A 25,818-nucleotide genomic window follows, 5' to 3' on the forward strand; every position below is an offset into this window, starting at 1 on the left:
CTTATGTATCAGGCACTTTGTGGAATCCCTTGCGGAATGGCACCGAGTAAACGCTTGGTATATTCATGCTGTGGCGATTGATACAGCTCATCTGAATTGGCGATTTCTACCAGTTCCCCATGATTCATCACCATGATCTGATCTGAAATATATTTTACTACCGACAAATCATGCGAAATAAAGATATAGCTCAGTCCAAATTCATCCTGTAAATCTTGTAGTAAATTCAGCACCTGCGCCTGTACTGATACATCCAGCGCCGAAACCGATTCATCACAGATTAAAATCTCGGGTTTTAAGGTCAGGCAACGTGCAATTGCAATCCGCTGGCGCTGACCACCGGAAAACTCATGCGGGTAACGATAAAAAGCCTGTGCAGGCAAGCTGACCCGCTCCAACAGATCCAAGGCCATTTGTTTGCGCTCTGCATCATCCTGACCAATTTTATGAATCTGCATCGGTTCCATCAGGATTTGTCCAACAGTAAAACGTGGATTTAGAGAAGCATAGGGATTCTGGAAAATGATCTGGATTTTACGTTGATACTGGGTAAATTCCTGTTCCGACATGTCCAAAATATCCCGACCCTGAAACAGTGCTTTACCACCTGTAGCCTGTTGCAGACGCATCAGTAATAAACCGATGGTGGTTTTACCCGAACCGGACTCCCCGACCAGCCCCAAGGTTTTTCCTTTGGCCAGCTGGAAAGAAACTCCTTTTACTGCCTGAAATTCATCTTTGCCAAACAGTCCTTTACGACTATAAAAAGATTTCTTCAGATCCCGTACATCCAGAATAATTTCCTCTCCACCCTTTAGCCCGCGTGAACGTTGCGGAAGCTGAGTATTCAGACGGATATCTTCTAGCCAGGTTGAGCCATCCTGTTTCATAAAATCGCTGATCATCGGCAAACGTAACGGACGTTGCGACAATTGTGGACGGCAGTGTAACAAGGCTTTGGTATACATGTCTTGAGGCCGGTCCAGCACCTCCCGAACCGGACCCTGTTCACGGATTTCCCCATGACGCATTACAATCACCTGATCAGCAATTTCACCAACCAATGCCAGATCATGGGTAATAAACAGCATCGACATCTGGCGACGTTGCCGCAGCGATTCCAGCAAGTCCAGAATCTGCTTTTGAATAGTCACATCCAGAGCTGTGGTCGGTTCATCTGCAATCAACAGTTTAGGTTCACAGGCAATGGCCATGGCAATCATGACCCGTTGTTGCTGTCCACCGGAAAGCTGCCCCGGATAGGCATCGATTTTAGTTTCTGGCGTAGGGATACCCACTTCTTTGAGCAGTTCCAGAGTACGTTGACGTGCCTGTTTTTTATTCATGCCCAAATGTAGTTGCAGGATTTCTGCAATCTGCATGCCTACCGTAAATACCGGATTTAGCGAAGACATCGGCTCCTGAAAAATCATGGCAATGTCTTTGCCGCACATCTGGCGCATTTCACGGGTTTTAAGCTTGAGCAGGTTTTTCCCTTCAAAGATGATCTGGCTATCTTCTGAAATACGTGCGCTTTCTGCCGGAAGCAGGCCCATAGTGGCGAGGGAAGTAACCGACTTGCCACTCCCCGATTCACCGACCAGTGCAACCGTGGTATTGGCCGGAATCTCGAAAGAAACCCCTTTTACGGTCTCAATATATTCTTTATTTTCACCTTTAAAACTGACTCGCAGATTTTCTACGCGAAGTAACGCAGGTGCTGTGCTTGGATTGATTTCAGACATCGTTGCGCTCCTATTTCAGTTTTGGATCTAATGCATCACGGAGTGCATCGGTAAACATCGAGAAAGCAGTCACCAATACCGCCATGGCGATTGAGGCTGCCGCCAGTTGCCACCATTTACCCAAAATCAGCTCGCTTTGCGCTTCATTTAGCATACTGCCCCATGACACTACCCCGATAGGCACACCGAAACCAAGAAAGCTCAAAATGACTTCAGACTTGATAAATGCCACCACCAAAATAGACATCTGTACTAGGGCAATATGGCTGACATTGGGAAAAATATGGACAAACATACGACGCATATTGCTCACGCCAATCGCCTTGGCAGCCAGCACATATTCACGTGCCGTATGTTTCATGTATTCGGCACGAACCAAACGGAAGACCCCGGTCCAGCCAGTCAGACCTAAAATCAGGATGATTGATAAAATACCTTTTTGTTGTAACACTGCGGCAATCGCCAAAACCAGCAACAGATAGGGAATCGAAGTAAAGATATTATAAAACCAGTTGAGAAGATCATCGACCCAGCCACCAAAGTAACCTGCTATTGCACCCAGTGCAGTTCCAATCAGTACAGCGACAAAGGCTGCAATCAATCCAACCAGAATCGAGGTTTCAGCCCCCTTAATGGTTTTCTGTAAAACATCCTGCCCCCATTTATCGGCACCGAAGACCAGACTTTGCTTGAGTTCCCCACTTTCATCCATCAGCTGGCCACCGAGTTCCTGATTAATGGCCTTCATGTCTTCTGCCAGCGGATCGACCACTCCATAATAATCGATGCCTGCACCAGCACCCTGCTCAGCAGCAATTTCAGCATTCAATTCAGCAATGACATCTTTTAAAGGATCAACTGGATTGACTGGTAGAGGTACAGATTCTGCGCCCTGCTCTGTATCAGATACAGCCGGAACTGGCGCTGCACTGATAAAACTCGGCGGTGCATAGCTGACCGCCACTTCTTTATTCCAGTCTTTGGCAATCAGGCCGCTCATTGACAGTACCAGCAGCAGCAGATAAAACAGCACCACATACAGGGAAAACATGGCAATCCGGTCACGTTTCAAACGGCGCATGGCCAGTTGCCATAATCCTGTTGAAGCCGATTCAGGTGCTGCTTCAGCCGCTTGTTCTTTTTTAAATATCGCACTCAGCATAATTCACCTACTTCAACTGTACACGCGGATCGACCCATTTATAGATCAGATCGGCAATCAGGTTGAATATCATGGTCGCAGCAGCGACATAGACCGTAATGGCTTTAATCACAGGAAAATCGGAACGTTCTACCGCAATAATAACTTCACGGCCAATTCCCGGAATACCAAAAAAACGTTCGATCAGGAAAGCACCAATCAGCAGTGCCGGAAGTCCTGCCATGACATCGGTAATAATCGGAATCGAGGCATTGCGCAGGACATGCACGCCCATGATACGGTTTTCACCCAGGCCTTTGGCACGCGCAGTACGTACATAGTCCTGATTGACTTCATCCAGTACAAAACTACGATACAGGCGTAGTGTTGGTGCAATACTGACCACCAACATAATCAGCACAGGTAACAAGGCATATTTGAAAAGATTATCAGCGAAATTATCGCTCCAGCCCTGTACCGGGAACCAGCTCAGTTCATAGGCCAGGAAATACTGGAACACGATGATGTATACCAGAATACTGATCGACATACCGATCGTACACAGCATCATGATCATGCGATCAGTCAAAGAACCACGAACCGAAGCCACACCCAAAGCCAGAATGATAGAAATAATAGTTTGCAGAATGGTCAGTGGAATCAGAATGGTCAGTGAGGGCCCCAAACGGGTGGTGATAATCTGTGCCACCGATTCCCCGGTACTCCAGCTCACCCCATAATCAAAGGTTAAAATCTGCTTGATAAAGATCCACAGTTGTACGTAATACGGTTGATCCACACCCAGTTGCTGACGGATGTTTTCAATCTGTTCCGCATTGGCCATTTTACCGGCCAGAATATAGGCAGGGTCTCCACCTACCCAGTTAAACAGCAGGAATATCAGCAAAATCACCCCGAGCATGGTCGGGATCATTTGCCAAAGCCGTCGAATAATATATGCCAGCATCGCTTGCCTTCCTTAATTTTTTCCAGAGATTTCATTAAAGAAAGCTTTGCTGTCTGGATCACGACCCAAGAAGTCTTTCACCATTTGCTCGCCATGCTTTTGTCCGCCTTGGGCCAGGACCGTATTGCGATAATGCGCACCGACTTTCTTGTCCATCAGCTGATCGCCAAAGGAGGAAAGCATATCCAGGGCAATGACCTCAGACCACATATAGCTATAGTAACCTGCCTGATAGCCGCCCATCAGATGCCCGAACTGTCCCGGGAACTGCTGACCGTTAACATAACCCAAGGCAGTTTTACCTTCCATATCCTGCCAGAGTTTTAAAGGCTCAATGTTTTTTGCATCTTTACCATGCAGGGCCATATCATATTGGGCATATAAAGCCTGACGGGCATAATGCAGGCCTCGGCCGTAATTCTTCACATTCTTTAAGCGCTCGGTCATGGCAGCATCCACCCGAGGACATGCTGGCTCACAGTAATCTGCTACTTTTGACAAGGTTTCCAGACGGCGTGCCCACTCTTCATACATCTGTGATGGTGCTTCTACAAAGTCACGCTCTACCGAGGTACCAGACTGTTCTGTATAGCGGGTCTTCGAAAGAATCCCGTGCAAGGCATGACCCATTTCATGCACAAAGGTTTCCAGTTCATTGCTGTTCAAGCCCTTACGGTTAAAATTGGTCACCAGTACCGATACCGGACGACGCTGATTCAGGGTACTGCCGCCATAAGCTCCCCAGACAGCTGCATGCCCATATTTGCCTTCACGCGGGTATTTATCAACATATAATCCGCCCAGGAATTCGCCCGTAGCCTTGTCATGTACCGCATAATATTCCACTTCATCATGCCAGGCCTTGACTTTCACCGGCTTGAACTCAATGCCATAGAGTTCCGAAGAAATAGCGAATAACCATTTTTGCGATGCTTCTGTCGGGAAATAATCCCGCAATTTTTCCTGGTCTACCTTGTATTTGGCCTGACGCAGTTTTTCACTCCAATAACCCTGATTCCAGCGTGTAATTTCTGCTTTCTCTAGCGGAACTTTTAAAGTTTCAGCCTTGAACTGGCGTAATTGTTCTACATCCTGCTTTTCTAGAGGTGCAACTTTGGCATAAACCTCATCCAGAAAACCGTTCACTGATTCCGGAGTTTTGGCCATGCGGAATTCAAGTGCAGAATGGGCATAGCTTTCCTTGTCAAAAAGTTGTGCCATTTCATAACGCAGATCAATGGCCTTTTTCATGAATTGCAGGTTTTGTTCGGTCCCGCGACGCGTGTAAGCGGTCTGGTAGCGTTTGCGTGCTTCATCACTTTCTGCCAGCTCCATAAAAGGCTGGTATTCCGGATAATCAAAGCCGAGCAGATAATTGCCCTTTTCATTTTTCTTTAAATTTGCGATGTAACTTTCTGGCAGGCCTTTCATTTCAGCTGGAGTAAATTCAACCTTTTCAGGGTTATCCCGCACATTTTTGGAAAAGTCCTGTCCCAGTTTGGTACTTTCTTCAATAATTTCTTTCAGTCGTTTCTGTTTTTCTGCACTGAGTTGTACGCCGGTGTTCTCAAACTGCTCCAGAATATCTTCTAAAAATTTCTGATCAATCGGATCACTGGCTTTCAGTTTTTTGAACTGTCCATACAGTTTAGGATTCTGATACAGGGTGGTTTGGTATTTGCTGATTTTAAGTTCACAGTCATCGGCTGCCTGACGCAATGCAGGATCCGGATCGACATTACTGTACAGCCCTACTGCTGCACCGAAATCCCGGGCTTTGGCATGCAACTCATCCCATTCAGCCAGATAAGGCCCTGCCTTGGCTTTATTTTTAATTTTCTTATTTTCAAATATCTGGATATCTTTTTGCATGGAAGCCAGACTGGCATCACATAAAGACGGAATTTCTGCAGCCTTGAATAATGGCAGCAGCTGCGCTTGGGTTTCTGCCGCTACACCTTGATATCCCCCCATTATCATTAAACATAAGGTACTTAATTTTAAAGACTTTGATTTCATATTCATCTCCAGATTTTTTCTTACTTTTTCGTATTAATATCGATATACATCCATTCTGAAGACAGAATCGGATGGGACTTATGTCCAATAATTTGGGGTTGGGTCAAGGCGTTACGGTAGGTGCTATAGAGCATCAGGGTCGGCATGTTGACTTCCAGAATCCGGGTCATTTTGCGGTAGAGCAGATCACGCTCCGGACCAGGCGGCATGCTCTGGGTTTGTTCGTATAGACGGTCGAATTCAGGATGCTTGAAACAGGCATTGTTGGTGACATTGACATTCTTCCCATAGAACAGCTGCATAAAGTTGTCGGCATCCGGATAATCGGCAATCCATGCAGAACTCTTGAACATGGTTTTACATTGCTTTTCCAGCTTGATGCCTTCAGCGAATGGCATGGCCTTACTGGTCAGCTGAATATGAATACTGTCCAGGGTCTTTTTCCAGAACTCACCCTGTTGCTGGCCCCGACTGGTATTCCCAGTAATCAGTTCAATCACCAGAGGTTTACCTTCAGGCGTTTTCCGCCAGCCATCTGCACCGATCTTGTAGTTATAGCGGTCGAGCAACATGTTGGCTGCTTTGACTGAATAGGGAATACTGCTTTTATAGGACGGTGAATAGCCTGCTACTCCTGGGGGGATAGGCATGTGCAGTTTTGCTCCATCCCCCTTAAGTAATACATTGATCATGTTTTCTACAGAAAATGCCATCGCCATGGCACGACGTAAGGCAATTTTTTCTGGCGCGAAACCACCCACGACCGGGTTTTGCATATTCCAGTAATGGTAGCTAATGGAGGGCTCTAAAATACGTGACAGCTTCACTCCCTGCTGAGCCAGCTCAGGCTTTAATTTGTCACCATCGAGGGCCTGTACGACGATATCGCCCTCAATTTCGAGCAAGTCCAGTTCATTTTTCTTAAATGCCAGCATCCGTGATTGCGCTTCTTCAATAACACGCACATCAATAGTGCCGATTTGAGGCATTTTTTTGCCCTGCATGGCTTTTACAATGGCCTGATCTTCTGCACCACTGGCTTTAAAGTCCCAGACAAAACCACGATAAGCTGGATTTGGTTTTAAGATAATCCGTGAGCCTGGTGTCCAGAGGCTAAGCACATAAGGTCCTGTACCGACCGGTTTACTCATCACCCAGCCAGCTTTGTCTTTGTACTTTTCAATGACTTCGCGGGCGACTGCAGCAGCCGGGCCGTGTGCCAGCAACATCGGAAAGTTCTGATCTGGATTATTCAGCTTGAGTACCAGCGTATAGCGGTCTGGAGTCTGAATGCCTTCAAATGGATTTTCATAGACTTTGCCATTTTTTTTGGCCATGGCTGTCCATGCTTCCAGCCCTTTGATCCGACCATCCAGCAACCAGCTATTTGGTGAATTAAGCTTTGGATCTAAGAGACGCTTTAGAGAATAAGCATAGTCATAGGCAGTCAGTTCACGTTTTTTACCGCCAAAGACCGGATCATCCGCAAAGTAAATGCCCTTTTTAACTTTAATCGTATAAGTCAAACCATCTGCACTGACCTGAGGCATATCTACCGCAGTCAATGGCACCAGTTTCGCTGAGGAAGCCAGATAATCATAGGTATATAAGGTTTCGAAAATCGCCGAGTTAATCTTGGCCGAATAACGGTCATGGATATAACCGGGGTCGAAACCGGTTTCAGCCGCGGGAAAGACCGTTTTTAAGACTTTATTTGGATTGGCGGGATTGGCAGCCCATGTGGGTGCAGCACCGGCCATCATTAAACTGGCCATTAAGACACCACTGGCCAGCTTTTTTAAAGCGTTTGTATTCACATTCATACTGGTTCTTAATCTTCTCAAGTTATTTTTTAACAGGTTCAATATCCAGATATTGCCAAACTGCTCTAGTCACCGGATGTGCCTTAAAGCCCTGTACCTGTGGGTGAATCAGCCAGTTACGTACCCGGGTATTGTGCAAAATCCATGGATTATCGGCCTCCATCTGGCGGTTCATCTGCTCATAATATGGAGTGCGTTGCTGAGGCGGCAGTTTCATCGCAGTTTGATACAGCGCGTCATAGGCTTTAGAGGTATAGCAGCTCAGGTTACCTTGCTGGGCATTTGGGCCATACAGCAACTGGGCAAAGTTTTCCCCTTCCGGATAATCTGCAATCCAGGCGCCACCCCACATCATATGTTTGCATTGAGTGGCTTCTTTTAAATTGTCGGCAAAGTTACTGACTTTAAATTCAACTTTTACCCCGATTGCATCCAGGTTCTTTTTCCATAGCTCCGCAGAAATAACGGAAGAGCTTGAGCTAGTCGAGTTCATTTTCAGAACCAATGGTTTGCCATCAGGCAAGGTGCGGTAACCGTCGACTCCTTTCTTGTAGCCAAAACGATCGAGCAGTTTATTGGCAATCAATGGGTTGTAGGCAATGCTGCTTCTATAATTCGGGTTATATCCGCCCACGCCTTCAGGAAGAATCATTTCAGCTTTAACAGCATGGCCCTTATATAGCTGCTGGATGGCTTCTTTCTGGTTATAGGACAAGGCAATGGCACGGCGTAGTGCAATTTTTTCCAGTGAGTTCCCACCAATCACCGGATCACGCATATTCATGATGGTATAGGTGATTTCCGGTTCTTTATTCGGATAATGCAGGATGCCTTTTTTCTTGTATTCACTTTTCAGCTGCTTATTTTCCAGTGCCTGTTCAGCGCCGCTTGCAGTCAGTTTGTCATAGTCTAATTGTCCAGATTTTAAAGCCAGCCAGCGTGATTGTTCTTCTTCAATGATGCTGATCTTGACCTTGCCGATTTGCGGCATCTGCTTGCCTTGCATAGCCTTGACAATCCGTTGATCCCACTCTGAACCATCCCCCTTGAAGTTCCAGACAAAACCGCGATAATTTGGACTAGCAATTAACTCAATACGGCTACGCGGCACATATTTGTGTAACTGATATGCCCCTGTTCCGACTGGATGCTGACCTGCCCGATCGCCATAATGTTCGATGACTTCGCGTGCAGTACCAGCAAAAGCGACATAGGCCAGAATGTAAGGAAAGTTCAGATCTGAACGGGTCAGGGTAATTTGTAAGGTATATTTATCTAGGGCTTTTAAACCGGCAATCGGAGCATCATAGTTAAATTTTCCCGTTTTTTTGGCCTGCTGGATGACTTGATCTGCGCCAAGAATTTTGCCTTCGATAAAGGAAAAAGAAGGCGAATGGTTTTTCGGATCCATCACCCTTTGCATGGAATAAATATAATCTCGGGCAACCAGTTCACGCTTCTTGCCCTGAAAGGCTGGATCCGGACTGAAATAAATTCCTGGCTTGATTTTAAAGGTATAAACTTTGCCATCCTGTTCAACGACGGGTAAAGACTCGGCGGTATTTGGGGCCAAAATTGCAGGCCGGGCCAGATAGTCATAACGCAACAAAGGCTCGAAAATGGCCTCAGCAACGCTACCACTATAAAAATTATAGGTTTTGACCATATCAAAACCATCATCAGGTGCTTCGAAAGCCAGGTTTAAAACTTTATCCGGATGTGCAGATGATTTTGCCCAGGCAGTTTGCCCCGAGCTCATAGCCAAGGCCAAAATCGTCATGCTAAAAAGTGCTGATTTCAAATTTGTACCTATTCTTTATCTTGAAGTTTTATTGCTATAGGAAGTTTTAAATACATCATCCCATATTTGCTTCAATGGATGGGTCAAAGCTGGACAGATGGAATAAACTGAACAAAGCGAATTTCATGCCATCCTTGCAAAAAATAGGGATTTCTTCCTGTTTTTAACTGAAAAAAGTTTATTTTTATTAATTATTTAAAATATTATGAATAACATAATATTTTCCATGAATCATTAATTAAATTTTTATCCTCAAAATTCTTACTGAAGTTCATTTCGCACAAAAATAACTCAACCCTGTTTCATCTTATTGCACTATTGTATACCTTTAGGTAAACAATAAATAAACACAAGTACTTGTATTATAAATAATTTATTTTAAAAAAATATTGTATATTTTATGTAGAAATTATGCACCATGATTAAACTTTATTCAATTTCTCTTTCAGTTTTAGATTCCTTTCTTATTCATTAAATATTTATTTTTTACTTTCTCATGGTTTCCTATAGAGACTTTCTTCAGATTTTAAACCCTACTCTCTTAATATTTCTTCATCAGAATTTAGTAAATCTCTAAAAAAACCAAATTAAATATAATTCTTTCAATCACTTAATGTTTTTTAAAGTTAATAATTTATAAGTTGGCATTCGCTTTGCTTAAGTCCTCCCAGCACTACTTCACATAACAAAAGGGTGAAAATTACGATGAAAAAAAACAAATTGGTGGGATCTATGGGGGCTCCAACAGTTGGCAAGACAATACTCAAGTTAAGTACGCTTACCTTAAGTATGATGTGCTTGTCTTTGGCACATGCAGCCGATGAACCAGAAAACTCTGCCGCTAAACCTACCAAGGTTCAAAAAGTGACAGTGACAGGTTCATCTATTAAAGGAGTAGCTGCACAAAGTGCATCTCCTATTACTGTGCTTAAAGTCGAAGATCTGGTGAATCAGGGGGTCACCACGGTTGAAGAAGCCATTAATAAAGTAAGTGCTAACCAAGCTGGTTTTGCTGTTTCTCAAAATATTGGTAAAAGTAATACTTCAGGTTCTTCTGCCAACCTGCGTGGGATTGGTACTGATAAGACCTTAGTTTTATTAAATGGGCGTCGTTTGGCTAACAGCCCATTTAGTACTTCTGAAGTTAACCTGAATATTATTCCGCTCGCGATGGTTGAGCGAATCGAGATTCTGCGTGATGGTGCTTCTGCAGTATATGGTGCAGATGCAATTGCCGGCGTAATTAACTTTATTATCAAAAAGGAATACCAAGGTTTCGGTATTTCTGGTGGACTGCAAGCACCTGAAGAAAAGAATGGCGACAAATATGATGTCTCTATTTTCGGTGGTTATGGTGATCTGGATGAACAAGGTTTCAACGTTTACGGTGTAGTAGATTATCGTACTTCTGACATGATCATGGCCAAAGATCGTAAAGTCAGCCGTCGTGGTGGTTTAATTCCAGAGTTGAACATGGCGATCGGTTCAAGTGCCGGCTTCCCTGCCAACCTTTTAGATTCAGGTGTAGGTGTAGTTAACCCTTATATCAATCAAAACTGTAATAATGCACCAAATATGTTTGTATCTGGTACACGTTGCCTGTTAAACACTCAAGCACTCATTGGTATTACTCCAGAAGAAGAAACTTTTTCAGCTCTAGGTAAAGGTACCTTCAAATTAACCGATTCATTAAATGCGGTTGCTGAATATATTTATACTGAAAGTAAAGTAAAAACCTCGATAGCACCTGATGTATGGGGAGGTAGTCTTTCTATTCCAAATACCAGCAAATATTATCCAGGCAACGGCATTACACCAGACATCGCTGGTCTGGTAGATCCAAGAGCAGCACTTTATTTACGTTCACAATCAGGTAACCGTGTTTCTCAATCAGAAAATGAATCAAACCGCTTTTTTGCAGGGATTGAAGGTGAAGTCTACGGTTGGGATGTAAATGGTGGCGTTACTTATGCCAAAAGTGAAGCAACTGATAATTTCGTCAGTGGTTACCTGAATCAAAGTTTGGTTCAAGCCGCACTTAATGATGGCACCTTAAACCCATTTGGTCCTCAGGCCGCTGCAGATGCTGGGAAATGGTCTACTTTTGATGTGGCAGGCCCAACAAATATGGCAAGTCTGGATTCTACCACTATAGATTTCACCGTCAGCCGTCCAATCTATGAACTACCTGCAGGTGAAGTTGGATTTGCCTTGGGTGGTAGCTACACCACTCAGGACTGGGAAGCCAAGGTGAATGCCGATCTTGTTCGCCAGGTTCCAGGTTCTGGTATTGATCCAAATAAACCGTCAAGTTCAGGTGACCGTGATATTACTGCGGTGTTTACTGAATTACATGTACCGATCTTGCCGACTCTAGAAGCTCAACTTGCGGCACGTTATGATGACTATAGTGACTTTGGTGATACTTTCAATCCAAAAGTATCCCTACGTTGGGAACCGGTTAAAGAGTTAATGTTCCGTAGTTCTTATAGTACTGGATTCCGTGCCCCAAGTATGTGGGAAATCAACTCTTTACAAAGTGAAACCAATACTAGCACTAACTTCAATAACCCACGTTTTTGTGATGCTAACGGTCAACCGACCAGCACCCAATTTGCAGACCAATGTGGTATGCAGTTCAAGCGTAAACAAGGTGGTAACCCAGACTTACAGCCAGAAGAATCAACCTCTTTTACAGCCGGATTCGTATATGAACCAATCAAGAATCTGGTATTCACCGCTGATTACTACAATATTGACATTGAAGGTTTAGTCAGCTCAGTTACTCCTAATGACATTTTTAATGACCTTGATCGCTATGGCAATCTGATCGTTTACGCTCCAGATGGTCGTATCCAGTATTTAAATACAACTCTACAAAATATGGGTGGATTAAAAACTGAAGGGATTGACCTCAGCCTGAACTACTTAAGCCCAATGACAGCAACAGGCCGTTTTGGTTTTGGGATTGATGGTACATATGTCATCAAAATGGATGAGCAAGAAGAACCAGGCGGTGAATGGGAAGGGCTCGTCGGCATCTATGATGATCCTGCAGTCGTCCGCTGGAGACATATTGCCAATATCAACTGGTCTTATGAAGACTGGAAAATGAGACTAGAACAACAATATATCCGTGGTTATGAAGACTTTTCTCAAGAACGTGATGTAAGTGCCTATACGCTTTATAACTTTGCAGGCACCTATAGCGGATTCAAGAATTTAGAGCTAACTGCAGGTATTCGCAACATGTTTGATGCAGAACCACCTGCTTCTGATGCAACCAACAATGCTCAATATGGCTATGACCCTCGTCACGGTGATCCAATGGGCCGTACCTACTTCCTACGTGGTACTTATAAATTCTTTTAATTAATTACTTCGCAAACACTGCTGCCAAGCGGTGTTTGCGGTTTTCCCCGTTTAATTTTAGCCAAACAAAAAATAATGCTGCCTGTAACTAAAAAAATTTTCTCATCAGTGCACTATTTCCTGTTTGTCTTAAATTCTAGGAGTCATGATGGGCACAAAGTTTGAAGACTTAGAAAAAAACTCCGCCAAAAAACTGACTGGTATTGGGGTCGTTGTTTTTTTGCATATCCTGGTTGGCCTGGTACTCATGGCTGGTATGGCAAAAGACATTATTAAACCAACGGAACAGCCAGTTGAGCTAATGATTATTCAAGATATTAAGCCGCCTGAACCTGAGCCACCAAAAGAAACACCACCTGAACCACCAAAAATCGTGGAAAAAGTAGCACAAGTGCCTGAGGTGAAACCGGTTGAAAAAGTCGTTCCTGTACAGAAAACACTTCCAACACCAACCCAACCGACAACTGTTGCAGTACCTACTCCCGTTGCAGCGAGTCCTTCACCAAGTCCGGTAGCAGCACCGGCTCCAGTAGTCGCAGCCGCTCCAGCCCCAGCTCCTCCACCCGCTGGCGTAACTCGTGGTGTTTCACAAGGTGAAGCAGGTTGTAAACGCCCAGACTATCCACGTGATGCACTGATGAATGAAGAACAAGGTGAAGTCTTGATCTCTGTATATGTAAATACCACCGGCAAGGTCCAGGATGCCAAAGTGAAAAAGTCGAGCGGTAGTCGTGCGCTGGATCGTGCAGCATCCAAGGCCTTCAGCTTATGTACTTTCAAGCCGGCAATGAAAAATGGCGAACCGCAAGAATCTTGGTATGACATTCCATATGAATTTGTCCTTGACTAACAGATACAACAGATAAAGAAAAAAATCAGGAGATCCATGATGAAAAAATCACTAAAACCTTTAAAAAATATGACTGCTGCTGGTGTAATTGCCATGAGCACTTTATTACCTCTGCAAACAGTTTTTGCAGAACAGTCCGCTACCCCCAATACCAGTGCTGTCACTGAAACAGTGGTAACAACACCTGCAACAGCGGCTGCACCGACCCCGCCACCACTGCCTGCTGAAGCTAGCGATGAAAAAGCTGGATACAATCCTTATGGCCTAGAAGCCATGTGGAAAGAAGGTGATATTGTTTCTAAAATCACTTTGTTTATTCTGGTGGTCATGTCGATCGGTACCTGGTACATCATGATCACCAAGTGCTTGCAACAAGGCAAGATTCGCAAACAAGCCAAAGAAGCAGAGCATCAGTTCTGGGAATCTTCTTCTCTGGATAATGCAGCGCAAAATCTGGATGAAGCCAGCGTATATCGTTTTATCGCTGAAAAAGGCATCAAGTCAACCAAAAACCATGGCGGCACTTTACTTGAGCGTATCGACTTTAATACTTGGGTTACGATTTCTATTTCACGCGCAGTCGACAAGATTCAAAGCCATCTGAGTGGCGGTCTAGCCTTCCTTGCGACAGTCGGTTCTACTGCACCCTTTGTTGGCCTGTTTGGTACGGTTTGGGGTATTTACCACGCGCTTACTGCCATTGGTGTTTCTGGTCAGGCTTCGATTGATAAAGTAGCAGGACCAGTGGGTGAAGCACTGATCATGACTGCAATCGGTCTGGCCGTCGCTGTACCGGCAGTACTTGGCTACAACTGGTTGACTCGCCGTAATAAAGCAGTGATGGAAGAAGTGCGTACTTTTGGTTCTGATTTACACGCAGTATTACTCAGCGGTGAAATTACAACCAATAATCCTGTTAATCGTGACGTGAAGTAAGAGTGAGGCATCAGCCATGGGAATGATGGTCAATTCAAACGACAGCGATGATGAGGTAATTGGAACCATTAATACCACCCCTTTGGTTGATATTATGCTGGTTCTGCTCATTATCTTCCTGATTACTGTACCGGTTGCCATTCATACCGTACCTGTCGATCTGCCCGAAGAAAGAAATGTACTGTATGAAACCAAGCCAGAAAATGTTCAGCTGGCTGTCAATAAAACTGGCGATATTTTCTGGAACGAAATTTATATTGCAGATAAAACAGTTTTACTGAGCCGTTTACAGGCAGAAGCACAGAAACGTCCGCAGCCTGAAGTGCATATTCGTGGTGATCAGTTAACACCTTATGAAGCAATTGATCAGGTGATTAGTACCACCCAACAGGCCGGTATTGGCAAAATTGCTTTTGTCACCACTCCGCCCGCTACACCTTAAGCACAAAGAAGGATTAAGTTTATGGGTATGAATGTTGGTTCAAATCAAGATGACGATGTGATGCTAGATGTCAACATGACACCACTGATTGATGTCATGCTGGTCTTGTTGATTATGTTTATTATCACAATTCCTTTACCAAACAACTCGATTAATATTGACCTGCCAAATGGCACGCCACCTGTAACCGAAGAAAAACCGCCTGAGCTGGTGGAATTACGTCTGGATGCACAAGGTAAGATTTTCTGGAATGATCAACCAGTAGAAAATACCCAGGCTCTGGAAAATTTATTCAAGACAGTAGCGCAAAAAGCGGATCAGGATCAGATTAAAATCAAAGCAGATCGTGCGACAGAATATAAGCATATCGCCATGGTCATGGCTGCAGCTCAACGGCTGGAAGTCAAAAAAATTGGCATTATGAGTAACAACAACTAAGCATTTTCAACATATAAAAAAACCCAGCAGATGCTGGGTTTTTTTATTCATCCGGTTTTACATCTGTGACTGAATATAATTTTGCAAACCAATCAGTTCGATTAAACGCAATTGTTTTTCTAACCAGTAAGTATGGTCTTCTTCGGTATCCGACATTTGCTGGCGTAACATATCACGGCTGATATAGTCACCTTTTTCTTCGCATAACTTGATGCCCTGCGCCAGTTTTTCCCGCACATGATATTCAAGTTTTAGATCAGCTTTCAGGCAGCTCACCACATCCTCGCCAATCTCAACGTCATCACGCTGCATGTTTGGCGTTCCTTCAAGGAACAGGACACGACGGATAATCGCATCCGCATGCTGGGACTCTTCCTGCATTTCGTGATCGATACGTTCAAAGATTTTGGTCAATCCCCAATCTTCATACATACGAGAGTGAATCAAGTATTGGTCACGAGCAGCCAGTTCGCCACCGATCAACATATTTAAATAATCTACGACTTCTGGATTTCCGCGCATTTGAATAACTCCCTATCTGTATTTTGCTATTATGGCGAAAAGCAATTAAATTTGCAAAGCTTAACCATAGTTAAATATTTGATTTTTATATAATTAAAATGAGAAGTACTTGCATTTACACTTTGTTCTTAATGAAATCCCATTTATAAAACAACACTTTGCATTTTCATTACGCTTGGCAATAACCTAAAACCGGCGAATAAACACATGCGTTAAAATTTGTAAATCTTAATTTTGACCAGACAGATTCATTCTTTTTGTATAAACATCACTGCATTGGCGTACTTCATGCTCAAATTTCGCTTATCATTCACACAAATTTAAAACAACAACGGTTCCGATATGACACATCCACAAACAACAGCGCCGGTTCTGGTTACCGGTGCATCGGGTTATATTGCCAGCTGGGTCATCCAGAAATTACTCACGCAAGGCTATACCGTACATGCCACGGTGCGCGACCTGAATAAAAGTAAGAGCTTTGCCCATTTAGAAAAAATTGCCGACAGCACTCCGGGAACTCTCAAGTTATTTCAGGCCAATTTATTAAGCCCCGGCTCTTTTGATCAGGCCATGCAAGGTTGTGAAATTGTCTTTCATATGGCCTCACCTTTTGTGGTCACCAACTATAAAGATGCAGTCAAAGATATTATCGAACCTGCGGTATTAGGCACTGAAAATGTACTGAATAGTGTCAATCAGACTGAATCAGTGAAACGCGTAATCGTCACATCGAGTATCGCATCCACTTATGGCGATGCCATTGATATTCTACAAACTGAGAATAACAGTTTTGATGAATCCCACTGGAATACCACCAGTTCGGCCACACATCAGCCTTATCCTTATTCCAAAGTCATGGCAGAGCGCAAAGCCTGGGAAATGGCTGAAGCACAGAATCGCTGGGATCTGGTCTGTATCAATCCTGCACTGGTTTTTGGTCAATCCTTAACGCCAAATACCCAATCCGGTAGTGTGGAAGTTCTGCAACAGTTTGCCAATGGCATGACTTTGCTTGGCGTTCCACCGATGTGGAATGGCGTGGTCGATGTTCAGGATGTCGCTGAAGCGCATATCCGTGCTGCGTTTAATCCGCAAGCGCATGGCCGTTATATCATTTGTAGTGAAAGCTTGAGCCTGCTGGAAATGGGCCAAATTCTGCGAGCACATTTTGGCAATAAGTTTCCCTTCCCGCGCAATCAATTGCCGAAGGCAGCCTTTAAACTGTTCGGGCCTGTAGCAGGTTTTAGCCGTAAATTTGTAGAGCTGAATATGGGTTATCCAATTTTCTTTAATGCGCAAAAAAGTAAAGATGAGCTCGGCATTGAGTATCGTCCGGTGAAAGAAAGTCTGGTTGAACATTTCCAGCAGCTACTCGATGATGGTGTTGTGAAAAAATATATTCCTTAATCTTTTTATGCAAAAAGCCACCCGAAGGTGGCTTTTTTAACTCTTATTCTTTCATGAAATGTGCAGAGATTTAGGCTTCAAGCTGACCATAGTCTTGCATCAAGCCAATAAACTGTTGTTCATTGATCACTGGAATACCAAGTTTTTCTGCTTTATCCAGTTTTGAGCCAGCTTTTTCACCCGCAACCACACATTTGGTTTTGCTGGATACACTGCCACTGACTCGTGCACCTAAGGCTTGCAATAACTGGGTTGCATCATCTCGTCCCATACTGCTTAAAGTCCCGGTGACCACCCAGCTTTCGCCGTTTAACGGCTGACGAGTCGGTGCGATCGGTGCATCCCAGTGAATACCGGCAGCCAGTAAACGATCCAGAACTTCCAGATTATGCGGTGCCTGAAAGAAATCCAGAATCCATTCCGCAGTAATATCACCGACATCTGGTGTTTTCTTTAATGCTTCAATATCAGCATTGCGTAATGCCTCCAGCGTCTGGAAAGTATTGGCCAGCATCCGCGCCGTGGTTTCACCCACCCCACGAATACCGAGAGCATAGATAAAAGCAGCCAGTGTAGTTTTCTTGCTGTTTTCAATGGCATCTAAAAGATTCTGAACCGATTTGGCCCCCATCTTTTCAATACCTAGCAAAGTCTCACGATGTTCATGCAGATGGTAAATATCTGAGACATCTTTCAGAAGATTCAGATGCAGCAACGATTCTGCCCAACGGTCACCCAAGCCTTCAATATCCATGGCTTTACGTGAGACAAAGTGACGAATGGCCTCAATACGCTGTGCGGCACAATACAGCCCACCAGAACACCGTGCCAAGGCTTCGCCTTCCGGCATGACCACGGGTGAATCACAGACTGGACATTGTTCAGGTAAATGCACTTGGACTGCATCAACCGGGCGAAATTCCGGCCAGACTTTTTCCACCTTAGGAATTACATCGCCACTACGATAAACACTGACCGTATCACCAATGCGTACATCCAGACGGTGAATTTCACCAATATTGTGCAGGGTTACATTGGAAACAGTTACTCCGCCGACAGCGACCGGATTTAAACGCGCAACCGGCGTCAATGTTCCAGTACGACCCACTTGCCAATTAATATTTTCTACCGTAGTCAGTGCAGCAACGGCCGGAAATTTATAGGCAGTAGCCCATCGTGGCTCGCGACTCAGGAAACCAAGCTGTTGCTGCTGTTTCAGATCATTGACCTTAATCACCATGCCATCGATTTCGACACTGAGACTGGCACGCTCATCAATGATCTGTTCGTAGACCTTTTGCACGTCCTGAATACTGTCACAGATAAAGTGACGCTCGCCAACCGCAAAACCGAACTGATGTAACCATTCCAGACTGGCGGACATAGTGGTTTGTCCATGATGCGGCACGCACTGAGCAATCCCATAAGCATAAAAAGCCAATGGCCGCGAGGCAGCAATATTCGGGTCCAGCTGACGTAAACTTCCTGCCGCAGCATTACGCGGATTAGCAAAGGTCTTTTCACCTTTGGCGGCATTGGCAGCATTCAATTTTTCAAAACCGGATTTCGGCATCAACACTTCGCCGCGTACTTCCAGCAAATCGGGAATGATGCCATTCACCGGAGATAAAAGTTTCGGCAGGTTGCGAATGGTTCTGACATTCTGGGTGATGTCTTCACCGGTTTCCCCATCGCCGCGTGTCACCCCACGCGTCAGTACGCCATGCTCATACCAGAGTGAAATGGCCAGACCATCAAATTTCAGTTCCACATCATATTCAATTTTTTGATTTGGCAAACGTTCTTCAATACGGCGGGCAAAAGCCAGCAGATCTTCCTGATTAAAGACATTGCCTAATGACAGCATCGGCACGGCGTGTGTTACGGTCACAAATTTTGAAAGCGCCTGCCCACCCACTTTATCTGTCGGGCTATCGGACTGGATCAGGTCAGGATATTGTTGTTCTAAGGCTTTGAGCTGATGAAAGAGCTGATCATATTCACTGTCTTCAATGCTCGGTTGATCCATCACATAATAAGCATGGTTATGCTTGGCAAGCAGTTGAATCAGTTGACGCATTTGCGCAATGACAGTGGCATCTTGGGTCATAATTTCACCATAAAAAAGGGCGGAAAATCCGCCCTGTAGAATATTCAGCTTTTGGCTATTATAAAAATTGCAGTCTACAGATTCAACTTGGAGATTGAACAAAGCAGCCTTAAACTTCCGTGCCTTGTCCAGCACGATAATCAATCGCCTGATGGCGCCAGAATTCACGTAATTGTGGAGTAAATTCCTGCTGGTTCTGGTCATAGACCAGACCATCGACTTCACGTGCAATCAGACGTGAAATACTGTCCATGGTATCAAACGCATTTTGTACATCGCTATGCGGTAAAGCCAGGAAGAATGCCAGACCTTTCACTTCCTGAGTCGACAGGGTTTCCAGATCAAAGCCTTCCATTCCGGTATCGGTCATTTGCAATACCGAAAACAGCAGTTTTGAACCGTCTTCACTATAACGGTGGAAACAGGCCAATTCGCCATAACGCAGGCCATATTTTAGTAAAACTTTCAGGGTTTTATCACCTGAAAGTACACGGCCTTGCGGATAGATATGCAAAGAAATAATGGTTTCAGCATTGGACAAAGCACTTTCTTCATCCACTATTTTTTGCTCATGCAGATGTGCATCCAGAATACTACTTTCATCATTAAATTCAGAAATTTCTGCTTTTTCGATGTTGCTGTTCAGGCTGAATTCAGGCATTTCTTCCTTGGTTTCAATCTGGCTATTCTTCTGTTCCGCTTCTACCTGTTGAACATCTGCTGCCGTGACTACCGACTTTGCCTCTACTTCAGCTTCTGTTGACGGGGCAGCTACAGGAGTTTCGACCGCTGTCGGCTCAACTGGAGTTGATTCGGCCTTGTGAAATACTGAAGGCTTTTCAGGAGCCGGTTCATCTATACTCAGGCTTGGCTCGATACGATCAGATTCGACATCCTGTTGTGCCAACTGAGAACGTACATGCCTTGGAATGATAGGCGTCTGGCTATCCGGGTCGATATGCAGGTTGGCATCCAGTGAAGGTACAGCCTCTACAGGTTTTTTGAACAGCATTCTTATACCAAAAAGCATAATCACAATTGCGATAACAATCCCGATAATGGTGGTGATTTCCATATTATACCTCCGCAGCTAGGCCGTATTCTTTTGCCTGTTCCAAATTAACTGTCACTAATTTTGAGGTTCCCGGTTCAGGCATGGTTACACCTAAAAGATCAGTCGCCATCATCATTGCAAGTTTGTTATGGGTAATATAAATAAATTGCACGTGTTCAGAAAGCTCTTTGACTAAATTACAAAAGCGTCCCACATTGGCATCATCCAGCGGTGCATCGACTTCATCCAGTACGCAAAATGGTGCCGGATTTAAGCGAAAAATCGCGAATACCAATGCTAATGCAGTTAAAGCCTTTTCTCCACCAGAGAGTAAGGCCAATGAGCTGTTTCGTTTACCCGGTGGTCGGGCCATCAGTTTTACCCCCGACTGCCAGCCATCTTCAAGGCTTAAACTCGCCTCACCGCCTTCAAACACTTTCGGGAACAGGTTTTGCAGTTCAGCATTGACCTGATCAAACGTGTGCATAAACAGTTTACGGGTTTCCTGATCAATACTCTTCATCGCAGCCTGTAGCTGTTCAACCGTATTTTCCAGATCCTGCATCTGGTGACTCAGTTCCTCATAACGTTTTGACACTTCTTCATATTCTTCGGAAGCCGCCAGATTGACTGCACCGAGTTTATCAAACTGGGCCTGAGCTTTTTCCAGCTTCGCCTGATGAGCTTTGATATCAATATCTAGACCGGAAATTACTTCACTATTCAATTCTTTCAGTTGTTCAGAATAATGCTGCAAATCAGATTTGGCTGCCTGCCAGGCCAGACGTTTTTCTTCCAGTGTAGTACGGAGTTTTTCATCCTGCTGCTGAAAACTGTGACGCTGTTCGGTCAGCTGCTGCTGTTTGCTCTGCACCTGATTTAATTCAACCTGCCAGTCGGCCCAGGTTTTTTGCAGCTTTTCAGTGATCTGCGCCTGTTCATTGAACTGGCTCTGTAAAGCAGGTAATTCCAGCTGTACCGGATCGACAAACTTTTTGGCTTGTTCGATTTGTGCAGTAATTTGCTGAGACTGTTCTTTTAGGAAAACCTGATCTTTTTCCAGTAATTCAATCTGCTGCTGGCTTTGCACATTTTGCCGGCGCAACACTTCCAGTTCCTGCTGCGCTTGCTGATTGAGCTGCTGTGAGTCATCCAGCTGAGCACTCAATTCTTCTAGCTGGAATTGCAGGGTTTTATAATTTGGTAGCGCCTGTTCCAGTTTGATATTCAAGGCATGCAGATCAATTTCCAGATCATCTTTCTGCATGGCATCTTCTTCAAGCTGCTCATCAAGTTGTTGCAGCTGATGCTGTAATTGCTGCTTTTGCAATGCAAAAGCCTGCGCACTACTTTGTACTTTAGCAATATTGACATCGAGTTGCTGCAGCTGCTTTTGAGCTTGTTTCTGCTGCTCGCTGATACTCTGAATCTGATTTTGCAAAGCTTTAACCTGATCGGCGAATTCAGGTAACTGCCGCTCCAGCTGCATAAACTTAGGTTCAAGTTCCGCAAGCTGCTGCTCAATTTCATCCAGACGGATTCGATGACTCAATGCGCCTTGTCCGGCCTGACTGGCTTCATCATACTCCAGCGCAATGACCCAGTCTGCCCCAACATGATAGCCATCCAGACTTAGGATTGACTGGCCTTGTAATAGCTCAGTTTGAAGCGGTAATGCTTGTGCTAATGTATCTACGACCGCGACTTGTTGCCACAGTGAATAATGCGGAGATTCAATCCAGTTGGCCAGACACATCGTATTGGCAATCTGAATTTTATTCTGAACAGCCTGTTGTTTTAACTGACGCGCACAATCTTCAAGGAAGTGCTCGCCCTCTGTCAAAATCTGGGCAGACAGCCACTTAGCCAAAAACTTTTCGATCAGGCTGGCATGTACCTTGCTTGCATCATTGAGCTTAAGTACATGCATTAGCTGTACCGCATTACTCTTGGCATTTGGGTTGGCTTTGGTCAGTAATTGGCTCAGGTTTTTCTTTTCTGAATGAAGTACCTGAATTTCAGATCTGAGCTGCATCAAGCGCTGCTGATGAGTCGCCTGTTCTGCCTGAAACTGCTCAAGTTGAGTTTTTAAATCTGTTAATTGAATTTCATAGCCAACGATTTGCTGTTCAGCTTGGGCTTTGTCTGCCTGATACTGCTCCAGCTCATCTTGCTGCGCCTGTTGCTTAATCTGTGCACTTTGCTGTTGTAGCGTCTGTTTCTGCTGTTCAATCCTTTCAATATTCTTTGCCAGTTGCTCGCTTTGAGCCAGCATCTGTAATTTACGCTGTTGCTGCTGTTCGACCTGGGTTTTGATCTGGGTAAATTGCGCTGCCACAGTGCTATGCTGTGACTTGAGCTCAGTCAGATTTTGGCTTTGCGCCTGACTCTGGCCATCTTGCTGCTGCAATTGTGCCTGCTGATCTTCAAATTGCTGCTGCAAGGTTTCGAGTTGCAGTTCAATCAACTGCAAACGCTCTTTGGTTTGGGCTTTTTGCTGTTCCAGTTTGACCAGACTTGTAGAATTCTGCTCCAGCAAAGACTGCTTTTGTTGCAGGGTCATTTCTAGTTCAGCCAGTTTTTTCTCGGCCTGTTGCCATTCACTTTGCAAAGGGGTGGATTGCTGAATCAGACGCTGAAACAGTTCACTGGTACTGCCCAAATCATGTTCAACGGTAGTCAGTTCAGAGCGCACCAGCTTAAAATTTTCCCCGAGCATATTCATCTCAAGGGTATATTCTTCTTGTAAGCGCTGGCTCTGCTCACATTGAAAAGACAGAATTTCAATCTTGATTGTACGTATCTGCCCTTCCAGTTCTTTATATTGAATCGCACTTTCCGACTGACGTTTCAGGGTTTTTAGCTGAGATTTCAGTTCGGAGGCGATATCTTCCAGACGCGACAGGTTTTGTGTGGTGTGATCCAGATGCAGCATGGTTTCACGGCGACGCGCCTGATAACGCGATACCCCGGCCGCTTCCTCAATATAGACCCGCATTTCATCGGGCTTGGCATCGACCAGGCGGTTAATCATGCCCTGTTCAATAATCGCATAAGAACGTGGCCCAAGACCGGTACCAAGGAAAATATCGGTAATATCACGACGACGGCATTTGCTGCCATTCAGAAAATATTCAGACTTGCCATCGCGGTTGACCTGACGGCGTACTGCCAGTTCATTATAGGCATTATAAGCACCGCCCAGCTTGCCATAGGTATTGTCAAAGCGCAGTTCTACACTGGCCATGCCCACCGGTTTACGCTTGGCAGTTCCGGTGAAGATGACATCCTGCATGCTGCCACCACGCAACTGACGCGCACTGGACTCACCCATGACCCAGCGTATGGCATCAATGACGTTGGATTTACCACAACCATTCGGTCCCACGACCGCAGTACGATTATCTTTAAAATTTAAAGTGGTACTGTCGGCAAAAGATTTAAAGCCTGAAAGTTTTAAACTGCTTAAACGCATAATGTCCTGATTTAACGTCGTGAGCGTCTGGCCCACGCGAGTTCAATTTGTTTCATCCGTGTCAGAGATTCCAACACAAGGTTGCGCAAGTGTCGACAAAAATCTTCCATAAATAAAGTGGCCTGATGGCTTTTTCGTATCAAAATTGCTTCAGTGACCAGTTTAAATAAGGCAAAAGATTCCTGTAACTCGCGTCTGGAAATATTCAGGGTCAGAAAATAGCTCCGACGTAAAGATGGCAGCAGTTCCTGATAGTAGCGCATCAGATAAGGATTCCCCACCATCTCATGCTGCTGGGCCATGCCCTGAAAGATCAGATCATAAAACTTTTCAGTGTGTCCTTGGCGGGTTTCTGCTTCCAATTGCTCTAATAATAGCTGAATGCGCTCAGCTTCATGCACCCGCCAGGTTTCCGCCATGCGATACACCATTTGCCCGAGCAATAATGAGGTCATGTCAAATAAGGCACGTACCTGCAAGGCCGACATTTCCGAGACAATCGCCCCACGGCGCGGGAAAATTTCAATCAGCTGGGTGCGTTCCAGCAAAAGCAGGGCTTCACGAACCGAACCCCGACTGACATCAAGCTCCGAGGCAATCCTGAGTTCCTGTATACGTTCGCCTTCGACCAGTTCACCGCGAATAATCTGTTCGCTAATGTGCTTGGCAATCTGCTCAGACAAACTGTGCGCTTGTTCTAATGGCATACCGTTCCTGTCTTTATTTTTATGGATACTGGTTTAGCCCTTTATTTGGACTATGTCGCTATTAAACGGGTTTTTATCCATAAATACTTTGACATTGTCAGACAATCTTATGTCTATATAGCCAACTCAAGCCCATAAAAAAGGAGAATAGTCATCTATTCTCCTAATACGGTAAAAAAGTTTAAATCAGGCCATAAAACCTTGATAAATAAAATACAGGCCGACGGTGGTCAGTAAAGCAGCAAAACATTTTTTTAATACGGCCGGTGAAAGCAGATGTGCCACTTTTGCCCCCAGCTTGGCAGTGAAAAAACTCATCATGCTGATCCCAATAAAGGCATAAATATGAATATAGCCAATGGTATTTGGCACAGTGACCTGCGCCTGTTTACCAAACCAGATAAACCCGAGCGCACCTGCGACTGCAATCGGCAATCCACAAGCCGCAGAGGTCGCTACTGCTTTTTGCATTACGATCCCGCAGCGATTCAGAAACGGAACGGTCAGACTTCCCCCGCCAATCCCAAAGATGGCCGATGCCACACCGATCCCACCACCTGCAGCAATTTGTACCGGGGTTGAAGGCAATTTTTGATTCGGATCGATCTGAATATGCGCTCCCCTGAACATTCTAAATGCTACCCAGACCGCAAAGAAGCCAATCAGTAATTGCAAACCCTGACCAGATAAATAATCGGCAATCCCCGCCCCCAGGAAAGAACCAATGATCAGACCTGGCGCCAGATTACGAAACACGGGCCATAGCACTGCCCCTCGTTGATGATGCGCCATCACCGAACTGATAGAAGTCACAATAATTGTTGCCAAGGAAGTACCCACCGCCATATGCATAATCACGCTGGGATCGTACTGAAGCTGGGTAAAAACAATGTACAGGATCGGCACAATAATCAAACCACCGCCGACCCCAAACAGGCCTGCGGTGAATCCGGCAATTGCACCAATCAATAAATATATGATTAACTCCATAACGATATTTACCACG

At 44.8% G+C, this 25,818-nt stretch carries 18 protein-coding genes; 6 read left to right on the top strand and 12 right to left on the bottom strand.

The features are described from left to right. Positions 1–8: 8 nt before the first annotated feature. From F894_RS08595 to F894_RS08620, 6 genes are read right to left on the bottom strand one after another with little or no spacing between them, the layout of a single operon-like run. Positions 9–1,745 (bottom strand): ABC transporter ATP-binding protein, encoded by a 1,737-nt coding sequence (locus F894_RS08595; protein WP_005247131.1) that lies wholly within the window; start codon positions 1,743–1,745, stop codon positions 9–11. A gap of 10 nt (positions 1,746–1,755) precedes the next feature. Next, entirely contained in the window at positions 1,756–2,907 is a 1,152-nt protein-coding gene (locus F894_RS08600; RefSeq protein WP_004646090.1) for an ABC transporter permease, read from the bottom strand. Positions 2,908–2,914: 7 nt separating this feature from the next. Beyond that, positions 2,915–3,853, bottom strand: coding sequence for an ABC transporter permease (locus F894_RS08605; protein WP_004279216.1), 939 nt, complete (start codon positions 3,851–3,853; stop codon positions 2,915–2,917). 12 nt (positions 3,854–3,865) lie between these two features. Further along, entirely contained in the window at positions 3,866–5,872 is a 2,007-nt protein-coding gene (locus F894_RS08610) for a M3 family metallopeptidase (protein WP_005247132.1), read from the bottom strand. 20 nt (positions 5,873–5,892) lie between these two features. Next, positions 5,893–7,695: an ABC transporter substrate-binding protein gene (locus F894_RS08615; RefSeq protein ID WP_005247133.1), complete on the bottom strand. Its 1,803-nt coding sequence runs from the start codon at positions 7,693–7,695 to the stop codon at positions 5,893–5,895. A gap of 22 nt (positions 7,696–7,717) precedes the next feature. Next, positions 7,718–9,475, bottom strand: coding sequence for an ABC transporter substrate-binding protein (locus F894_RS08620; protein ID WP_005247135.1), 1,758 nt, complete (start codon positions 9,473–9,475; stop codon positions 7,718–7,720). A gap of 726 nt (positions 9,476–10,201) precedes the next feature. Here F894_RS08620 and F894_RS08625 point away from each other — a divergent pair. The 5 genes from F894_RS08625 (at position 10,202) to F894_RS08645 (ending at position 15,534) form a co-directional block, all read left to right on the top strand. Continuing rightward, positions 10,202–12,868: a TonB-dependent receptor gene (locus F894_RS08625; protein WP_005247136.1), complete on the top strand. Its 2,667-nt coding sequence runs from the start codon at positions 10,202–10,204 to the stop codon at positions 12,866–12,868. Between the two features lie 148 nt (positions 12,869–13,016). Next, the gene (locus F894_RS08630) at positions 13,017–13,718 is read left to right on the top strand and encodes an energy transducer TonB (RefSeq protein WP_004646084.1); all 702 of its coding nucleotides are present in this window, start codon (positions 13,017–13,019) and stop codon (positions 13,716–13,718) included. Between the two features lie 36 nt (positions 13,719–13,754). Next, a complete protein-coding gene (locus F894_RS08635; protein WP_171065019.1) occupies positions 13,755–14,654 on the top strand; it encodes a MotA/TolQ/ExbB proton channel family protein in 900 nt (299 codons plus the stop codon). A gap of 16 nt (positions 14,655–14,670) precedes the next feature. Beyond that, positions 14,671–15,096: an ExbD/TolR family protein gene (locus F894_RS08640; RefSeq protein ID WP_005247138.1), complete on the top strand. Its 426-nt coding sequence runs from the start codon at positions 14,671–14,673 to the stop codon at positions 15,094–15,096. Positions 15,097–15,117: 21 nt separating this feature from the next. Continuing rightward, positions 15,118–15,534, top strand: coding sequence for an ExbD/TolR family protein (locus tag F894_RS08645; protein WP_005247139.1), 417 nt, complete (start codon positions 15,118–15,120; stop codon positions 15,532–15,534). Between the two features lie 57 nt (positions 15,535–15,591). Here the strand turns inward: F894_RS08645 and ftn are convergent, their stop codons facing one another. Further along, positions 15,592–16,056, bottom strand: coding sequence for a heteropolymeric bacterioferritin subunit Ftn (ftn, locus tag F894_RS08650; protein ID WP_004279207.1), 465 nt, complete (start codon positions 16,054–16,056; stop codon positions 15,592–15,594). Positions 16,057–16,398: 342 nt separating this feature from the next. On the opposite strand from ftn, the gene F894_RS08655 reads away from it, so the two are divergent. Continuing rightward, the gene (locus F894_RS08655; RefSeq protein ID WP_005104850.1) at positions 16,399–17,466 is read left to right on the top strand and encodes an SDR family oxidoreductase; all 1,068 of its coding nucleotides are present in this window, start codon (positions 16,399–16,401) and stop codon (positions 17,464–17,466) included. A gap of 70 nt (positions 17,467–17,536) precedes the next feature. Here the strand turns inward: F894_RS08655 and ligA are convergent, their stop codons facing one another. The 5 genes from ligA to F894_RS08680 form a co-directional block, all read right to left on the bottom strand. Next, positions 17,537–19,576 carry an NAD-dependent DNA ligase LigA gene (gene ligA, locus F894_RS08660; protein WP_034438462.1) on the bottom strand — a complete coding sequence of 680 codons (2,040 nt, stop codon included), beginning with the start codon at positions 19,574–19,576 and terminating at the stop codon, positions 17,537–17,539. Between the two features lie 109 nt (positions 19,577–19,685). Continuing rightward, positions 19,686–20,651 (bottom strand): cell division protein ZipA C-terminal FtsZ-binding domain-containing protein, encoded by a 966-nt coding sequence (locus F894_RS08665; protein ID WP_005247141.1) that lies wholly within the window; start codon positions 20,649–20,651, stop codon positions 19,686–19,688. A 1-nt stretch (position 20,652) separates the two neighbouring features. Beyond that, positions 20,653–24,105, bottom strand: coding sequence for a chromosome segregation protein SMC (gene smc / locus F894_RS08670; protein ID WP_005247144.1), 3,453 nt, complete (start codon positions 24,103–24,105; stop codon positions 20,653–20,655). Between the two features lie 11 nt (positions 24,106–24,116). Further along, positions 24,117–24,812 carry a GntR family transcriptional regulator gene (locus F894_RS08675; RefSeq protein WP_005247145.1) on the bottom strand — a complete coding sequence of 232 codons (696 nt, stop codon included), beginning with the start codon at positions 24,810–24,812 and terminating at the stop codon, positions 24,117–24,119. A gap of 186 nt (positions 24,813–24,998) precedes the next feature. Beyond that, positions 24,999–25,802: a sulfite exporter TauE/SafE family protein gene (locus F894_RS08680; protein WP_005247146.1), complete on the bottom strand. Its 804-nt coding sequence runs from the start codon at positions 25,800–25,802 to the stop codon at positions 24,999–25,001. Positions 25,803–25,818: the final 16 nt, after the last annotated feature.

Source organism: Acinetobacter sp. CIP 51.11 (genome assembly GCF_000369665.1).
GTDB lineage: Bacteria > Pseudomonadota > Gammaproteobacteria > Pseudomonadales > Moraxellaceae > Acinetobacter > Acinetobacter lwoffii_S.

What these genes read in the sequence shown, in the direction of transcription:
- F894_RS08595 (WP_005247131.1), bottom strand. Translation starts at nt 1,745, where the DNA reads ATGTCTGAAATCAATCCAAGCACAGCACCTGCGTTACTTCGCGTAGAA.
- F894_RS08600 (WP_004646090.1), bottom strand. Translation starts at nt 2,907, where the DNA reads ATGCTGAGTGCGATATTTAAAAAAGAACAAGCGGCTGAAGCAGCACCT.
- F894_RS08605 (WP_004279216.1), bottom strand. Translation starts at nt 3,853, where the DNA reads ATGCTGGCATATATTATTCGACGGCTTTGGCAAATGATCCCGACCATG.
- F894_RS08610 (WP_005247132.1), bottom strand. Translation starts at nt 5,872, where the DNA reads ATGAAATCAAAGTCTTTAAAATTAAGTACCTTATGTTTAATGATAATG.
- F894_RS08615 (WP_005247133.1), bottom strand. Translation starts at nt 7,695, where the DNA reads ATGAATGTGAATACAAACGCTTTAAAAAAGCTGGCCAGTGGTGTCTTA.
- F894_RS08620 (WP_005247135.1), bottom strand. Translation starts at nt 9,475, where the DNA reads ATGACGATTTTGGCCTTGGCTATGAGCTCGGGGCAAACTGCCTGGGCA.
- F894_RS08625 (WP_005247136.1), top strand. Translation starts at nt 10,202, where the DNA reads ATGAAAAAAAACAAATTGGTGGGATCTATGGGGGCTCCAACAGTTGGC.
- F894_RS08630 (WP_004646084.1), top strand. Translation starts at nt 13,017, where the DNA reads ATGGGCACAAAGTTTGAAGACTTAGAAAAAAACTCCGCCAAAAAACTG.
- F894_RS08635 (WP_171065019.1), top strand. Translation starts at nt 13,755, where the DNA reads ATGATGAAAAAATCACTAAAACCTTTAAAAAATATGACTGCTGCTGGT.
- F894_RS08640 (WP_005247138.1), top strand. Translation starts at nt 14,671, where the DNA reads ATGGGAATGATGGTCAATTCAAACGACAGCGATGATGAGGTAATTGGA.
- F894_RS08645 (WP_005247139.1), top strand. Translation starts at nt 15,118, where the DNA reads ATGGGTATGAATGTTGGTTCAAATCAAGATGACGATGTGATGCTAGAT.
- ftn (WP_004279207.1), bottom strand. Translation starts at nt 16,056, where the DNA reads ATGCGCGGAAATCCAGAAGTCGTAGATTATTTAAATATGTTGATCGGT.
- F894_RS08655 (WP_005104850.1), top strand. Translation starts at nt 16,399, where the DNA reads ATGACACATCCACAAACAACAGCGCCGGTTCTGGTTACCGGTGCATCG.
- ligA (WP_034438462.1), bottom strand. Translation starts at nt 19,576, where the DNA reads ATGACCCAAGATGCCACTGTCATTGCGCAAATGCGTCAACTGATTCAA.
- F894_RS08665 (WP_005247141.1), bottom strand. Translation starts at nt 20,651, where the DNA reads ATGGAAATCACCACCATTATCGGGATTGTTATCGCAATTGTGATTATG.
- smc (WP_005247144.1), bottom strand. Translation starts at nt 24,105, where the DNA reads ATGCGTTTAAGCAGTTTAAAACTTTCAGGCTTTAAATCTTTTGCCGAC.
- F894_RS08675 (WP_005247145.1), bottom strand. Translation starts at nt 24,812, where the DNA reads ATGCCATTAGAACAAGCGCACAGTTTGTCTGAGCAGATTGCCAAGCAC.
- F894_RS08680 (WP_005247146.1), bottom strand. Translation starts at nt 25,802, where the DNA reads ATGGAGTTAATCATATATTTATTGATTGGTGCAATTGCCGGATTCACC.